Source organism: Nocardia asteroides (assembly GCF_021183625.1).
Classification (GTDB): domain Bacteria; phylum Actinomycetota; class Actinomycetes; order Mycobacteriales; family Mycobacteriaceae; genus Nocardia; species Nocardia asteroides_A.
The window spans coordinates 5314698-5329620 of record NZ_CP089214.1; the positions used below are offsets into that span (position 1 = coordinate 5314698).

At 66.9% G+C, this 14923-nt stretch carries 14 protein-coding genes, 2 pseudogenes and 1 other annotated feature; of the genes and pseudogenes, 4 read left to right on the forward strand and 12 right to left on the reverse strand.

What is annotated here, in order from left to right:
* Positions 1-140: 140 nt before the first annotated feature.
* The gene (locus LTT61_RS24680) at positions 141-2198 is read left to right on the forward strand and encodes an acyltransferase family protein (RefSeq protein ID WP_233016426.1); all 2058 of its coding nucleotides are present in this window, start codon (positions 141-143) and stop codon (positions 2196-2198) included.
* A gap of 18 nt (positions 2199-2216) precedes the next feature.
* Complete coding sequence (locus tag LTT61_RS24685) at positions 2217-2672, forward strand: MarR family winged helix-turn-helix transcriptional regulator (RefSeq protein ID WP_233016427.1); 456 nt, start codon at positions 2217-2219, stop codon at positions 2670-2672.
* Between the two features lie 3 nt (positions 2673-2675).
* Here LTT61_RS24685 and LTT61_RS24690 read toward each other — a convergent pair whose 3' ends face one another.
* The 5 genes and pseudogenes from LTT61_RS24690 to LTT61_RS24710 form a co-directional block, all read right to left on the reverse strand.
* Positions 2676-2990, reverse strand: a complete 315-nt coding sequence (locus LTT61_RS24690) for a hypothetical protein (protein ID WP_233016428.1) — start codon at positions 2988-2990, stop codon at positions 2676-2678.
* 28 nt (positions 2991-3018) lie between these two features.
* Positions 3019-3621, reverse strand: coding sequence for a transglycosylase SLT domain-containing protein (locus LTT61_RS24695; RefSeq protein WP_233016429.1), 603 nt, complete (start codon positions 3619-3621; stop codon positions 3019-3021).
* Positions 3622-4001: 380 nt separating this feature from the next.
* Complete coding sequence (locus LTT61_RS24700) at positions 4002-4271, reverse strand: hypothetical protein (protein WP_233016430.1); 270 nt, start codon at positions 4269-4271, stop codon at positions 4002-4004.
* 233 nt (positions 4272-4504) lie between these two features.
* Positions 4505-5086 (reverse strand): metallophosphoesterase, encoded by a 582-nt coding sequence (locus LTT61_RS24705; RefSeq protein ID WP_233016431.1) that lies wholly within the window; start codon positions 5084-5086, stop codon positions 4505-4507.
* Positions 5087-5245: 159 nt separating this feature from the next.
* Positions 5246-5977: pseudogene (locus tag LTT61_RS24710) on the reverse strand (transposase).
* A 153-nt stretch (positions 5978-6130) separates the two neighbouring features.
* Between LTT61_RS24710 and LTT61_RS24715 the strand changes: the two are divergent.
* Positions 6131-7006 carry a transposase gene (locus LTT61_RS24715; protein ID WP_233016432.1) on the forward strand — a complete coding sequence of 292 codons (876 nt, stop codon included), beginning with the start codon at positions 6131-6133 and terminating at the stop codon, positions 7004-7006.
* A gap of 519 nt (positions 7007-7525) precedes the next feature.
* On the opposite strand, the gene LTT61_RS24720 is transcribed toward LTT61_RS24715, so the two are convergent.
* The 4 genes from LTT61_RS24720 to LTT61_RS24735 all read right to left on the reverse strand — a co-directional run bounded on the left by LTT61_RS24720 (position 7526) and on the right by LTT61_RS24735 (position 11865).
* Positions 7526-8587 carry a sensor histidine kinase gene (locus LTT61_RS24720; protein ID WP_233016433.1) on the reverse strand — a complete coding sequence of 354 codons (1062 nt, stop codon included), beginning with the start codon at positions 8585-8587 and terminating at the stop codon, positions 7526-7528.
* A 1-nt stretch (position 8588) separates the two neighbouring features.
* Positions 8589-9272, reverse strand: coding sequence for a response regulator transcription factor (locus tag LTT61_RS24725; protein WP_233016434.1), 684 nt, complete (start codon positions 9270-9272; stop codon positions 8589-8591).
* A 913-nt stretch (positions 9273-10185) separates the two neighbouring features.
* Positions 10186-10988 (reverse strand): IS5 family transposase gene (locus tag LTT61_RS24730; protein ID WP_233016435.1). Its coding sequence is split into 2 segments (ribosomal slippage): positions 10186-10652 and positions 10652-10988, totalling 804 coding nucleotides; the frame shifts between segments, so codons are not numbered across the junction.
* Between the two features lie 74 nt (positions 10989-11062).
* A protein-coding gene (locus LTT61_RS24735; protein ID WP_233016410.1) for an IS5 family transposase occupies positions 11063-11865 on the reverse strand; the annotation gives its coding sequence in 2 pieces (ribosomal slippage) (positions 11063-11529 and positions 11529-11865; 804 coding nt in all).
* A gap of 472 nt (positions 11866-12337) precedes the next feature.
* Between LTT61_RS24735 and LTT61_RS24740 the strand changes: the two genes are divergently transcribed.
* Positions 12338-13138, forward strand: coding sequence for an enoyl-CoA hydratase/isomerase family protein (locus tag LTT61_RS24740; RefSeq protein ID WP_233016436.1), 801 nt, complete (start codon positions 12338-12340; stop codon positions 13136-13138).
* Between the two features lie 550 nt (positions 13139-13688).
* Here LTT61_RS24740 and LTT61_RS24745 read toward each other — a convergent pair.
* From LTT61_RS24745 to LTT61_RS24755, 3 genes and pseudogenes are all read right to left on the reverse strand, one after another.
* Positions 13689-13979, reverse strand: coding sequence for an integrase core domain-containing protein (locus LTT61_RS24745; protein WP_233016437.1), 291 nt, complete (start codon positions 13977-13979; stop codon positions 13689-13691).
* A gap of 19 nt (positions 13980-13998) precedes the next feature.
* Positions 13999-14206: pseudogene (locus tag LTT61_RS24750) on the reverse strand (transposase); the annotation flags it as partial.
* A gap of 117 nt (positions 14207-14323) precedes the next feature.
* Positions 14324-14453: a sequence feature (AL1L pseudoknot), on the reverse strand.
* Positions 14414-14653 (reverse strand): hypothetical protein, encoded by a 240-nt coding sequence (locus LTT61_RS24755; protein WP_233016438.1) that lies wholly within the window; start codon positions 14651-14653, stop codon positions 14414-14416. (Overlaps the previous feature by 40 nt.)
* Positions 14654-14923: the final 270 nt, after the last annotated feature.

A 14923-nucleotide genomic window follows, 5' to 3' on the forward strand; every position in this document is an offset into this window, starting at 1 on the left:
GTGGATCGGCGTCCGAATCAGACGCCGCCCCCACTGTCGTGAGCCTCCGCCGCGTTGTCAACCGAGCCGCCCGCGAGCGGTGCCATCCAGACGCCGCCGATGAATTCCGTCGAAACAATCCGGTGTGATACTCCTTCGACATGCACGACGATCGACCACCGGCTCTGCGCTATCGGCACGACCTGGACGGGCTGCGCGGAGTGGCGATCGCGTTGGTGGTGGTCTTCCACGTGTGGTTCGGCCGGGTTTCCGGTGGTGTCGACGTTTTCCTGGTGCTCTCCGGCTTCTTCTTCACCGGCATGCTGCTGCGCCGCGGCGCGGGCGGCGGGGTCTCGGTGCCCGCGGTCGCCGTGCGCACCCTGCGCCGGCTGCTTCCCGCGCTGCTGGTGGTGCTGATCTCGGTGGCGGCCTGGGCGGTGGCGACGCTGCCGTACACCCAGTGGACGGAGCTCTCCCGGCAGCTGCTCGCCTCGGTCTTCTACTACCAGAACTGGCAGCTGGCCAGCGCCGCCGCCGACTACCTCGCCGCCGACCCATCGGTGAGCCCGCTGCAGCACCTGTGGTCGATGGCGGTGCAGGGCCAGTTCTACCTGGCCGTGCTGCTGCTGATCGCGTTCGTCGCGCTGGTCTGCCGCCGGGTGCTGCGCAGGCCGCGGCTGCTCCGCCCCGCGGTCGGGGTGCTGGTCGCCATCGGTGCGGCGGCGTCGTTCTGGTACGCCGCCACCCGCCCGGCCGTCGAGCAGGACTGGACCTACTACGACAGCGCGGCACGGGCGTGGGAGCTGCTGGCGGGCGCGCTGCTCGCGGTGCTGCTGGCCTCGGGGTCGCTGCCGACCGGCCGGGTGGCCCGGTTCCTGCGCGCGCTGCTCGCGCTCGGCGGGCTGGCGGCGGTGCTCGCCTGCGGCCTGCTCTTCGACGGGGCGCAGCAGTTCCCCGGCCCGGCTGCGCTCTTCCCGGTGCTCGCCACCGTCGCGCTGATCGTGGCCGGGGCGGGGGAGCGCCCGCCCGCGATCTCCCGGCTGCTCGCCGCCTGGCCCTTCGTGGAACTCGGCGCCATCGCCTACGCGCTCTACCTGTGGCACTGGCCGCTGCTCATCGGCGCGCTGATCTACACCGGCTCCGGCGGCGCCGGGGTCGGCAGCGGGATGGTGGTGGTGGGGCTCGCGCTGCTGCTCGCGGTGCTGACCAGGCACGGGATCGAGGAGCCGCTGCGGCAGCGCTCGGACCGGCGGGCCGGGGCGCCGGTGCTGGTGCGGCGCGGGATCGGCGCGGTGGTCGCGCTGGCCGGGGTGACGGTGCTCGGCGCCGCCTGGTTCTGGCAGGCCGTGCTCTTCGACAACGAAAGGCCGCTCAGCGCACTGGATCCCGTGGTCTACCCGGGTGCCGACGCGCTGGTCGCCGGGGTCGCGGCGCCGCCGGCCGCGGTCCGGCCGTCGATGCTGGAGGCCCCGCGCGACGTCCCCGCCTCGACCACCGACGGCTGCATCTCGGATTGGCACACCACCGCGGTGGTCACCTGCGACTACGGCGACCCCGACGGCGAGCGGACCATCGCCGTCGTCGGCAACTCGCACGCCGAGCACTGGCTCACCGCGCTGGACGCCATCGGCCGGGCGCGCGGCGTGCGGATCGCGGTCTACCTCAAGATGGGCTGCTCGCTGAACCTGCGCGAGGACTCGCTCTACCGCGGCGAGCCGATCTCGGACTGCCGCGACTGGTCCCGCGCGGTGCTGGACCAGCTCACCGTGGACCGTCCGGACTGGGTCTTCACCACCGCGACCGCCCCGGTCTGGCCGGTCGGCGGCGACGAGGTGCCGCAGGGCTTCGTCGAGGTGTGGGGCGCGCTGGCCGAGCGCGACCTGCGCGTGCTCGCGGTGCGCGACACCCCCTGGCTGCGCACCGCGTACGGCCGCTACAGCGCGGTCGACTGCCTCGCCGCGGGCGGCACCGCGGAGAGCTGCGGCATGTCGCGTGCCGACGCGCTCGCCCCGGTCAACCCCGCGCTCGAACCCGCCGCAGGCTTCCCGAACGTGCACCTGCTCGACCTGAGCGACGCGGTGTGCGGGCCGTACGTGTGCCGGGTGGTCGAGGGCAATGTGCTCGTGTACCACGACGAGCACCACCTGACCGCCAGCTACGTCCGCACCCTGACGCCGGAGCTGGAGCGGCAGATCGGCGCCGGGACCGGGCTGTGGTGAGCGCTCTAGGATGCGGGAATGGTCCGATGGCTCTCCGATGACGAACAGACCACCTGGCAGGCCTTCATCCGGCTGAACCAGCGGCTGGACGCGGCCATCGCGCAGGGGCTGGCCAAGCACGGATTGTCCACGCCGGACTACGAACTCATGGTCGCGCTCTCCGCCGCGCCGGACGGCGCGCTGCGCGCCAAGGATCTGGCGGCCGAGGTGTGCTGGGAGAAGAGCAGGCTCTCCAAGCACCTGGCCCGGATGGCCGGGCGCGGGCTGGTCGAGCGCAAGCCGGTGGCCGACGACGCCCGCGGCGTGCTCGTCGTCCTCACCGAGCAGGGCAGGAGCACGCTGGAGCTGGCCGCGCCGAGCCACGTCGAGCTGGTGCGCAGGCTCTTCGTGGACGCGCTCAGCGCGGACGAGGCGCGCTCGCTGCGCTCGCTCGCGGCCAAGGTGGTGACCCGCTCGGAGGCCGAGGTGCTGTGACGCTCAGTTCCATGGCGTCACCGGCGGTTTGACCCACAGCAGCTTCTCGTCGGCGTGCGGCCGCCCGGCCGCCGGGTGGTTCGGGTGCCTGGCGGCCCACGCGTCCTTCTCGGCCAGCAGCTCGGCGGCCACGTCCCAGGTCTCGCCGGTGCTCGGCGGGTTGGTGCCTGCCGCCCGCGCCAGCTTGCGCCGCGCGGCGGGGGCGAGGGCGCGCAGCTCGGCCGCGGTGATACCGCGGTCCCACAGGTAGGCGGCGAGCGCGCGGGCCTTCTCCGCCCGGCTGCGGGCGGCGTGATCGTTGTGCGTGTAGTCGGGCATCGCGGACAGTATGGCGAGCCCCACCGACTCAGTAGGCGCCGTGCACGTTGTCCATCGAGCCGTAGGTGTGCGCGGCGTAGTTGCAGGCGGCCACGATATTGGCGACCGGGTCCCAGACGTCGAACGGCGTGCCCGGGACGTGGAACTTGGCGAAGGTCGGGTCGATCACCTGGAGCAGCCCCTTCGACGGGATGCCCGCGGCGGCGTTCGAGTCGTAGAGGTTGATCGCCCGCGGGTTGCCGGTCGACTCGCGCATGATGTTGCGGTGGATCGACTCGTAGCTGCCCGGGATGCCGTTGGCGTGCATCACGTCGAGCGCCTGGCTGATCCAGCCGTGCAGGTTGTCCGGGTAGAAGGCGGTCGCCGCCCGCATCTCGGCCTGCTCCACCAGCGGCGCGGCGGCGGGCAGCACCTCGGCCACGGGCGCGGCGGCGGGCTGGGCGGCCTGCGCCTGCTCGGCGGCGGCGGGCTGCTGGTCGGCGATCAGGGCGATGCGCGACGGCACGCTGTTGTCGGCCACCGAGACGGCGGAGGACGCGCAGACGGCGACCACGCCCGCGGCCGCTACCGCGCCGGTGATGCTCTCGCGCAGGGTGGGGCGCCGCAGGGTGGACAATCGTGAGTCGGGCATGCGAATTCGATTCCTTGCTTCGGTCGGTGACGGGCCCCGAACCCGATTCCGGGCAGCACCGATCGACCGGCCGCTCGGCCGGTTCATGATTCGTGGTGCGGGGTTTTCCGGTGTCTCCGGACGATGTGCTCTTGTCGGGTTCTGTTGTCGGGGACCTACGTCCCACTCCTACTCGAACGGAGCTCGGCCGCTCGGGCCAGATTGCAGAATGGTCACGAAAGGTTAACGGAAGGTGAACGAGATCCGTCTCGATGGCGTTGGAGCATGATCGAATCCAGCACCCGTGCCGGAAATCGCGCCGTGACCGGGGTGGATAGAAGTAAACGCCTTGTGCGTAGCGTCACAGAATTACAACGGTGACGATTCGCGTTTCGCGGGTTTCAGCCCGGGAGGGAGAGGTCGATGGCGAGTTCGAACGCGGGTGTATCGATCCGGATCGGCGTCGCCGGAGTGCCCGTGCCGCCGAAGTCGCAGTGCCCGCTCGGCGCGATCGCCATCGCGCGGCCGTCCGCGCCGGGGAGTGTTATCCGCGCCGCACCGTACAGCTCGACGCCGTCCAGCGGCAGCAGGTCGTGCACCCAGGGTGCCAGGTACGGCTTCGCGACCACCGTCGTCGCCTCCAGGCTCTCGTCGATGCGTACCGGCGGCACCTGGACCGGCGAGAACTCCGGTGTGAGGTTCCGCGCCGGATCGATCCCGGCCCCGTTGGCGGGGTTGCCCGTAATCGGGCGCCGCCGCCTGCGCGCTCCCCGCCGCGAGCCCGCCCGCGATCACCCCCGCCGCGATGATCCCCGCCACGATTCGCATGGTCTCGATTGTCGCCGTGCAGTCGGGGCGGCGCGAGCATTGCGCTCGGGCCGATCCGGGCCCGGCTGTCGGCGCACTACCCCGCGCTCTCGACCTGCTCCGCGACCCACTCGCGGGTGACCGGCCGCAGCTCGTGCGCATCCAGCCCGACGTGAATCTGCCGCCCCCGCACCTTGACCTCCGAGTGCGTATGCCCGTGCAGCAGAAACTGCCCGATATCCGGAACCCGCCACTCCTCGAACCGATTCTCCGGCGTGTGATCCCCCTCCGGATCGAACCGGAACGGAAAGTGCGACAGCGTCACCCGCTGCCCCCCGATCTTGTGCACCGCCGTCTGCTGCACCGAGGCGAAGCCGCCCGCCAGGTAGGTCGCCTGCCAGGCGGCGGCGCGCGACCGCATCGGGTGGCACCCGTCATGGTTCCCGGTGATCAGGTGCTTCTCGCCCGGGCGGCGGGCGATCCACTCCAGTGCCGCGGTCTCCTGCCGTTTACCGCCGACGGAGATGTCGCCGAGCACCCACACCCGCTCGTCGGGCCCGACGAGCGCGTCCCAGCGCCGGGCCAGCTCCTCGTCGTGGGCGGGGATGTCGGGGAAGCCGCGCAGCTCGGACAGCAGCCGATGGCCGATGTGCAGATCGGCGGTGTACCAGTCGATCACATCGGCCTTCCCTATGGAACGTGCCGTAGTTCGATAGCTGACCTGCGGCTGTTCTGCATCGTACTCACTTCGGTCACAGAGCCACGCGCCGTTCGAGCACCCTAAAAGGGAATCCCGTAAGTCCTGTAGGGCTGTGCAGGCTGGCGTCGGATCCCAGGATCAGGCGGTGCGGGCGAGGTTGGCCACCCGGGCGACTCCGGCTATCGCATCTGCTACTCCGTTGCCGTGCTGGCGGCAGTCATGCAGGATCTTGCAGGTCTTCATCCGCGCCAGGACGTGCTCGACCCGTGCGCGGACCCGCCGTTGGGGGCGTTGTGTTCCTGTTTCCAGGCGGGCAGTTCGCGTTTCGGTGGCTTGCGGTGCGGGATGATCGCGGTCGTGCCCTGGTAACCGCCGTTGGCGATTACTGTCGCGTTGCGGCAGGAATGAACCGCGCCAGACTCAGCGTAGGCCCGGCAGTCGTTGCGGTTGCCCGGCAGCGGTCGCCCGAGCGCGACCACGAGTTCGGTGTCGGCGTCGATGACGACCTGGTGATTGATCGAGTACCGATAGTTCTTCGACTGCGCGGCGATGCCGCGGTCGCGGGTCGGGATCAGGGTGCCGTCCACGATCAGCACCGCCCCGCGCGGGAAACGGGCCCGGGGTCGCAGTGTCAGGGCGGGGCCGAGGTCGTCGATCACCCGGGCCGTCGCCGACTTCGAGATGCCGAATACTGCGGCGAGCTGGCGCATGGTCAGTTTCGTGCGCCAGTAGCAGGCCACCAGCAGGACCCGGTCCTCGAACCCGAGTGCCAAGGGCCGGCCTCGCAGCGGCCGGTCGGCGCCTTCGCTTCGCAAGGCGGTGATCAGCCGGGTGAACTTGCGGTCGCAGCCTACTGAACAGCTCCACCATCACCGGATCAGACGCCGAGATCAGCGCCACGACAGCACATTACCGTTGCCCCGCAACGACTTACGGGACAGCCTCTACGACCTCGTGCATGATTGGCGCCTCGGGCTGAGATGATCTTGGTGTGGGTCGTGGGGCCGCGTTGCGGCGCGGCGGGTGACGGGTCTGCCGGTGGAGTTGATCGCAGGGTTGGCGGCCGAGGTGGAGCCGGTATGGCGAGCACGTCAGGAAGCGCGGCGCGCTGTGCGGGTCCGCGCCCCAGGCGCCGGTACTCGGTATAAGCTGGTCTTCCTCGACCGGCTTCTGGTGACACTGGTCCACCTTCGCCACGGAGTCACCCACGACGTGCTCGCGGCATGGTTCGATGTGGATCGCTCCACGGTGACCCGCGCGATCGGTGAGATCCGGCCGATCCTGGCCGAGCGCGGCTGCCGCGCTGGAAACTGCACCCGGCTGCGCACGCTCGATGAAGTCGTTGAGTTCCTGGGCGCGGCAGCCGATTACGCGATCATGGACGCGACCGAGGTCCGTGTTCGCCGACCTGCCGCGCGAGCGCTGAGCCGGGACAAGTTCGTGTCCGGCAAGTCGCGACAGAACGCGATCAAGACCCTGGTGATCACCGACTCCGTGGGAAGGCTGCTGTTCTGTGGCGCCACCGCACCCGGATCGGTCGCCGACATCACCCAGGCGCGGCGCAGTGGCTTGCCCGGAATGCTCGCCGGGTCCGGTGCCCGGGTCTTGGCCGACGCCGGCTACCAGGGCCTGGGCACCCAGAACGGTGGTGCGGTGATAACCCCACCGCACCGCAAGATGCGACGCAACCCGCCAGCCTGGTACGAGCAGCTCTACCGAGAACAGCGTAAAGCACACTCGCGCCTACGGATTCGTGTCGAACATGCCATCGCACACCTAAAGAACTGGCGCTCACTGTCGCGCCACCTGCCCCGCCGCGCGTCTTTCGCGCACAACATCCTCGCCGCGGCGGGACTGCTGTCGGACTTCCAGCACGTCAGCCGCCCGCAGTCAACGTAGTGAGCCCGCGCTCCGGCGTCGCCCGAGCGCGTTCTCTCCGCAACCATGCACGAGGTCGTTAGGGCAGCTCTCGGATGGGGCGAGCTCGGTTGAGATATGTCGACGCAAATGGTCGGCCGGCTGCGCCCTCGACAAGCTTCCCAGACGGAGGAAGCGAACGCGCTTGCCCGCATCGATGTGAAGCGAAGGCCGATTCGCCGGCGAGCGGGTTGCGGAAAACGCGATGGAGCGGGCCCGTTCGCCGGGTGCGCGGCGGCGATTGCTGCGGTGTGCGCATCAGACGATGCGACGTCGAGCGATCACTGGCAACTTTTTTCGCAACATGTCGGTGGTACCCCCATACGGCGCTTGGGGTTGTGCTCGTTCGACATGAATGATCGAAGGCGGCGGGCTGCGAGTGCAAGTTGTTTCGGATGCCCGTCTTCGTGCTTTTCTAGAGAAAATCTAGCGAAATAAGACTTGAACCTTTCCGGTACTGTGCGGAGGATACTTGGTAACCGGTCGGCGCTGAGCCTACCGCTATATGCTGCGGAGGTCGAGTGTGATCGAATACGGCGTCCCGGTCGCGTCGTTCGAGTGCGGGGGTGATTCCGATGTTCTTCGGTCGAACACGACCGGAAAGTAAATGCTCACTTCGAGTCCGTGCCCCGAAGACGCGGCATCCAGAGTCAGCCGGCCCTGATTCGATTTCACCAGCATCTCTGCGATCGACAGCCCCAAGCCTCGACCGGGTATGTCACCGGAATCCGCTCGCCAACCGCGTTCGAGTGCGTGTTCTCGTTGGGTCGCGGTGATGCCTGGCCCCTGATCAACGACTCTGACTGCGACCTGCTCCCCAGTCGGGCTGACCTGTGCGGATACCAGTATCTCGCAATGCGCTGGCGAGTATTTCGTCGCATTGTCGAACAGAATGTCCAACAAATGTTCGAGGGTGCCGCGTTGCGTAACAATCACCGCCGAATCGATCGTCATCGGTCGGAGCGTGAGCGATCCGCGTCGCGCGGCCTCGTCCGACCAAGCGTTCAATCGGTCCATCACCACCTTCCGGACGTCGATTGCGGTTGGTGGCGTGGTCGCTCTGCCGGTTGGGTCATCGAGTTGCTCGGTGAGAATGTCACGCAGTCGGGCCAAATCAGCTCTCACCTTCGCGAAGATCGCCGAACGTTCCTCTGTGACAGAGGTTTCGAGCCGATCTATCCGGGCCGTCAGTAGCTGCAACACGGTACGGAGTTGGTGTGCGAGATCGGCTTTTCCGCTGCTGTTGGGATCATGCCGGGTCGTTGCGTCCTCGGTCGCAGGATTGACGAAGCAGACACGGTCGGGTACATCCGGCGAACCGTTATGTGCGTCCTGCCTGCCGATCCTGCCGCTTCCGAGCTGTATCTGCGCTCTTCTGAAGGTATCGGTGGAAGGACGTGCCCGCCGTGTGAGGGGTCGGGCGAAGAGGGCGATGGACGATCCGGCCAAGCCGCCGCAAATAAACCCGGGGAAGAATCGAGACACCCCGAGCGGCAACATCGTGAGTAGGCCGACTATAACGGCGGCGGCAATCAATCCGGCCAGGATAATTCGCTGTACCATGTTATGATGCCAAGCGAAAGCCGACGCCGCGCACGGTCTCGATCGCAGGCACACCCAGCTTTTTTCGTAGGCTGGCTACGTGAACGCCTAGTGTTCTCGTGTCACCGGCTCCGTCATGTCCCCACGCCTCGATCATGATATCTTCCCTGCTGAAAACCTTGCCCGGTTCACGAGCCAGCAGCTCAAGGAAAGCAAACTCTCGCCGAGTCAGGCTCACTTCGCGATTCTTGACGGTAACCTTGCGGCTGCCGACATCGATGCGTATCTCTCTCAACACACGGACATCGCCCTCGATCCGGGCAATGCCGGCGGGGGACGAATTTTCCCCACTCTGCCGGGCGCGGCGTATTACGGCCTCCAATCGGGCCGCGAGTTCCCGTAGGCTGTGTGGCTTGATCACGTAGTCGTCTGCTCCGAGCTTCAGCCCAAGTACTCGGTCGATCTCGTCCGATCTGCCACTCAGGATGATGATCGGTATGTTGGAGATCGTCCTGATCTTGCGGCAGACCTCCAAACCGTCCATATCGGGCAAGCCTATGTCGAGTAATACCACCTCTGCCTCGGTGTGCAGGATGAGCGCGTCGCGTCCAGTGTTGGCAACGAATCCCTGAAATCCCTGAGACTCGAGGCCCCGGTGCAACTCCTCTGCTAGATCGTGGTCGTCCTCGACGATCAGTACCTGCATAGGTCCCCCTATCCTTGTTTGTCTTTACCGAGTGTCGCTCAGTGTGTGGTGTGATACGTGACTGTCGCCCCGTGCCCCGAACTGCACCGACCTCTCGAAGTTGCCTCCCACTCGAAGTGGTTCGGCTCGGTGCCCCGAGGTCGCCACTGATAGGCGAGGGTGAGCAAGGAGCTTCGACTACCCGGCCGATCCTGCGCATCAGGCATCGCACAGACCCGCTTATCCCGGCGGCGAGGCATGTGAGCGGTGCGGAAGCGCAGCATGTGCGCGGAGCCGCGGGCCTCCGCTTCGTTGAGGCCGCGCGTCGATCGGGTCTTCCCGGTGGGAACAGGTACCGACCAGAACGCGAATGTCCAACACGAGCAGAGCGAGATGCTCTCTGCCACTTGCTCTTTCGACGCGACGACGCGACTGTGTTGATCCGACTTCTGTGCACGTTCAACGCACCCCCCGAGCTGCGGTTCGAGCCCGTACCAAATGGTACTAGTCTCCAATTGTCGCGCCTAACCGAGCGGCGTTGCGAATCTCATGTTGACACGCGCGAAACGACCTGCATCGGGCACTGGCTACCCGCATCCTCCTTTGACGCCGCACCGCTCGGGACCGGCGCCCGCCGAACGTGAGCGTGGTCGCAACAGGCGACAACGACCACATCGAGGCACTGCAGACAGCGAAAACATCCCAGTCCCCGAGTTGTCTTCGGCTACCGAAGAGGCAAGTTCGGCCGGGCTGTCGAACGATCGAGTCGTCGAAACCCTCGCTGTTCTCCGGCAGCGTGAGTGGCCGGGTGTCGGTACCGCCAGGGCAGAGCCGCCAACCGTGCCTGCTGGGGCTGTCGAGCAGGCACCGGCGCTGTTGTGTCGGTTCCGTTGGCGACGTCTGCGAAGCCGACCTACTCGAAAGCTCTTACTGATCAGTTCAGAATGAGATGTCGTAGGCAGATCATGGAGCAGGCCAGGCTCAGCAGGGCTTGATGGACATCGGCGCGGCGTTCGGTGCGGACACGCAGTCGGCGGTAGTTCTTGATCCAGGCGAAGGTCCGTTCGACCGGCCAGCGGTGGGTGCCGAGACCGGATCCGTGGCCGGTGCCGCGGCGGGCGATGAGCGGGGTGATGCCGCGGGCGCGGACCAGGCGGCGGTACTTGTCGTGGTCGTAGCCGCGGTCGGCGTAGATCCGCCGCGGCCGGCGAAGCGGGCGCCCGAGCATGCCTCGGATGGGCGGGATGGCTTCGATCAGTGGGAGCAGCTGGGTGACGTCGTGGCGGTTCCCGCCGGTCAGGAGGACTGCGAGGGGGATTCCGGTGGCGTCGGTGATCAGGTGGTGCTTGGAGCCGGGTCGTGCGCGGTCGACCGGGCTGGGGGCGGTGTGGGCCCCCCTTTGAGCGCGCGCAGGTGGGTCGCGTCGACGAGGGCGGCCGACAGGTCCAGCTTTCCGGCCGCGCGGAGTTCGGCGAGGAGTTTTTCGTGCAGTCGCTGCCACACCCCGGCCTCGTGCCACTCGGTGAGCCGCCGCCAGCAGGTGGCCCCGGAGGCGCCGAACAATGCGGTGGGCAGCCGGTTCCATCCGCTGCCGGTACGGGTGACGAACAAGATGCCCTCGAGGGCGGCACGGTCGTCGGCTCGTCTGCGTCCGGGGTAGCGGAAACGTCTGGGCTGCTGCGGGATCAAGGGTTGCAGTCGCGTCCACAGTTCATCGGTCAGGATCTCCTCACGCACACCGGCATCATCGATGCCGTTGCTGGGCAGGAGAAGACGACACGCCAGTTCATTCTGAACTGATCTCTTACTGATCAGTTCAGAATGAGATGTCGTAGGCAGATCATGGAGCAGGCCAGGCTCAGCAGGGCTTGATGGACATCGGCGCGGCGTTCGGTGCGGACACGCAGTCGGCGGTAGTTCTTGATCCAGGCGAAGGTCCGTTCGACCGGCCAGCGGTGGGTGCCGAGACCGGATCCGTGGCCGGTGCCGCGGCGGGCGATGAGCGGGGTGATGCCGCGGGCGCGGACCAGGCGGCGGTACTTGTCGTGGTCGTAGCCGCGGTCGGCGTAGATCCGCCGCGGCCGGCGAAGCGGGCGCCCGAGCATGCCTCGGATGGGCGGGATGGCTTCGATCAGTGGGAGCAGCTGGGTGACGTCGTGGCGGTTCCCGCCGGTCAGGAGGACTGCGAGGGGGATTCCGGTGGCGTCGGTGATCAGGTGGTGCTTGGAGCCGGGTCGTGCGCGGTCGACCGGGCTGGGGCCGGTGTGGGCCCCCCTTTGAGCGCGCGCAGGTGGGTCGCGTCGACGAGGGCGGCCGACAGGTCCAGCTTTCCGGCCGCGCGGAGTTCGGCGAGGAGTTCTTCGTGCAGTCGCTGCCACACCCCGGCCTCGTGCCACTCGGTGAGCCGCCGCCAGCAGGTGGCCCCGGAGGCGCCGAACAATGCGGTGGGCAGCCGGTTCCATCCGATGCCGGTACGGGTGACGAACAAGATGCCCTCGAGGGCGGCACGGTCGTCGGCTCGTCTGCGTCCGGGGTAGCGGAAACGTCTGGGCTGCTGCGGGATCAAGGGTTGCAGTCGCGTCCACAGTTCATCGGTCAGGATCTCCTCACGCACACCGGCATCATCGATGCCGTTGCTGGGCAGGAGAAGACGACACGCCAGTTCATTCTGAACTGATCTCTTAGTGAAAACCTAGTATTCGCTGTGTCGAAGTCATCGCGGTCGGCAGGCTAGGGTTCATAGTTGTGTTCGACGACGTGGCTACGACGAGACGAGACAATCAGTCACGCAGTGACATTCGGCGGCCGGGCGCAGTCTGCGCCGTCGGCGACAGGTTGTTCGGTCCGGAGCGGCGGACCTCAACCCTGGCCATCACTCCACGCGACGGCCTACTTCGGCGAGCCTCGCCCGCGGTCCGCACCGCCCGCCAGTGCGCAATCCCTGACTCACCGCTGCATACCCAAGCCAGGAGCTTCGATCGGGTAGACCACGCTACGCCACCGTGGTGCAGGACGAATGAAACCTTCCCGCGCGGCAATCGATGTCAGCTGATCGGCGTAGCACAACAGGATGACAGGAAACCGAGATGAGGAACAACTCCATACGCACTGCGCGCTTGGAGCGCCACACCACACCCCGCGGTGCGGAAACGGCGGTACTCACAATCGATCATCCCCCACGCAACCTGTTCGAGCCGGTCCTGTGGGAAGCGCTGATCGCGCATATCGCGTCGCTGCAGCAGGCGCCGCCGCGCGCGGTACTCGTACGCGCCGAGGGCCCGGTGGTGTGCGGTGGTGCGGACGTGGCAGCATTCGAAGGCCGCGACGCGGCCGGTGCCGTAGAACTCTGGCGGGATCTGCACAGTCGGATCATCGCTCCCCTGGAGGCGCTACCGTGTCCCGTGGTGTTCGCGGCGCATGCGTTGACGCTGACTGCAGGGGTCGAGATCGCGTTGGCATGCGATCTCATCGTCGCGCATCCCCGAGCGCAGTTCGGCTTCGTGGAGACGGTGGTGGCACTCACACCGTCCATGGGGGGCGTCCAGCGGCTGGCCGGGCGGGCGGGAGCAGGGCGGGCACGACAGATGGTGCTGACAGGCGAGCTGTACGGCGCGGCAACACTGCACAACTGGGGCGTCGTCGACATTCTCGCCGAGGACACCGACCGCGAAGCGCGCATGCTGACCGATCGGCTTGCCGACGGTGGAACGCGAGCGCACGCCGCAACGAAATCCATAGTCGCTGCGTGGAGTTCTGGCGGACTGGCAGCGGCGGACGCAATCACCGCACAGGTGGCGGGAGCACTGTTCGACACCGCAGACGCCCGTGACGCGATCCGGAGCTTTCTCGAGGTCGGACCCGGTAGAGCGCGGTTCACCGGCCGCTGAATCCTGCTCATGATCTCGGCGTTCCGCCAGCACAACAACCCTGGAGAGTGTGCTGAGAGCTTCTGACGAGATGCAACCGCACGGCGAGTCATGCTGTCGTACAGCCTGTTCAGCGGTGGAGCCATCCGCGGATCGCAGGCGATGAGTTGCGCGGTGATCGAGCCGCTACTACCGGTGCAGGTTCCGGGATCGCGCCGAGGTCCGGCTCGTATCGACAACCAGCCGGTGCTCCAGCGCATCCTGTTCGTACTGCTCACCGGCATCGGCTGGGAAATTCGCTCTAGTGGTCCGTATTCGAGGTCGTTGGGCGTTGGGCCTTGGCGAGGATCTCTTCGGCGGTCTTGGTCCAGACGAACGGGTGGGGCTGGGGGTCCCAGCTGATGTGATGAAAGCCCGTATCTTGGTGGGGAGTTTACCGACGTTGCGGAAGGTGCCGCGCGGTGGATGGCTTGGAGCTCGATGACGCCGAACTAGACCTCGACCAGGTTCATCCAGGATGCCGAGGTTGGGGGTGAAGTGAACCGTCACGGGTTGAGGAGCGGCTTCAGTTTCAGGCCAGCGCCGGTCGGCGTGGTGGTTGTTGAGCGTAGTAGGCGGCCTCGTACTCGGCCGGGGTCAGGTAGTCCAGCCGCGAATGCAGGTGGGCGTTGTTGTACCAGTCGCACCATTCAATGAGCGCGAACTCGACCTCGGTGAGAGTCTCGAACGGACCGTGCCGGTTGACGACCTCGGTCTTGAACAAGCCGATGATCGACTCCGCGAGCGCATCGTCATACGCGTCACCGACCGAACGAACCGACGCCGACAAGCCATGCATTGCCGGTGATTCGGTGAACTTCACCGAGGCATATTGGGTGGATTCAACCGGTCGTTGCAACACCGGGTTGTGAGAGTGAGCCGTAGCTGCTCGTCGAACACCCCGGCAGGAGTCTTCCACCCGAGGCTCTTGCGGGGCCGGTTGTTGAGCGCGAGAGCGACTGCTTCGAGGTCTTGCGCGGACCATCGTGAGAGGTCCGTGCCAAGCCCGTTGGTGTTCTCGTTCGTTGGCCGCTGCCAGGGCGAGTGCGGACGATCTCGCCGGGCGGCCCGAGCAGATGTACCGCCCCGGCGCAGTGTGTTCTCGAGGTAGGCGTCGGTCAGAATCCGGGCCGAGGGTGGCCGACTGCGGGCTCTGCGGTAGGTCCGCGGCGCGATCTGCACCCCGTGCGTGGACAAACGCACGGCAGATCGACTCGACGCCGTAGACCCGGCGATACTCGTCGACGAACCCGACGATCACCGGTGTCGCGGGTCGAGTTCCCGCGCGAAGAAGGCCGTCGCCAGCTTCAAGATCTCGTTGGCCTGCTTCAACTCCCGGTTCTCCCGGCACGGCATGCTCAGCTCGTCACGCTCGGCCACCGACAACCCCGCGCCGGCCGTTCCGCTCGGTCGGGCGCCCTCTGCCAAGGCCTTCTTGATCCAGATCCGCAACGTCTCGAAATGGACATCGACCAGCGGCGCGATGGCCTGGGCCACCGCATACAGGGTGCCGTATTCATCGAGCCGTTCCAGAGCCCAGGCGCACGGCCTTCTCAAGAACCTCGGGCGGGTATCGCTTCGACATGATGGGAACCATCTTCCTCTAGTGGGAAGCGGTACCCAACCCGTGACGGTTCACTTGGACCATGAAGTCCCCGGCGGAGTACATGGTCTGTTCTAAATCTATACAATCAGATACGTGAAGAGCTAGTTCAATCCTAGAATTCTCCGGTCTTGTATCTCACGAAAGCGGCGACGAAGATACTC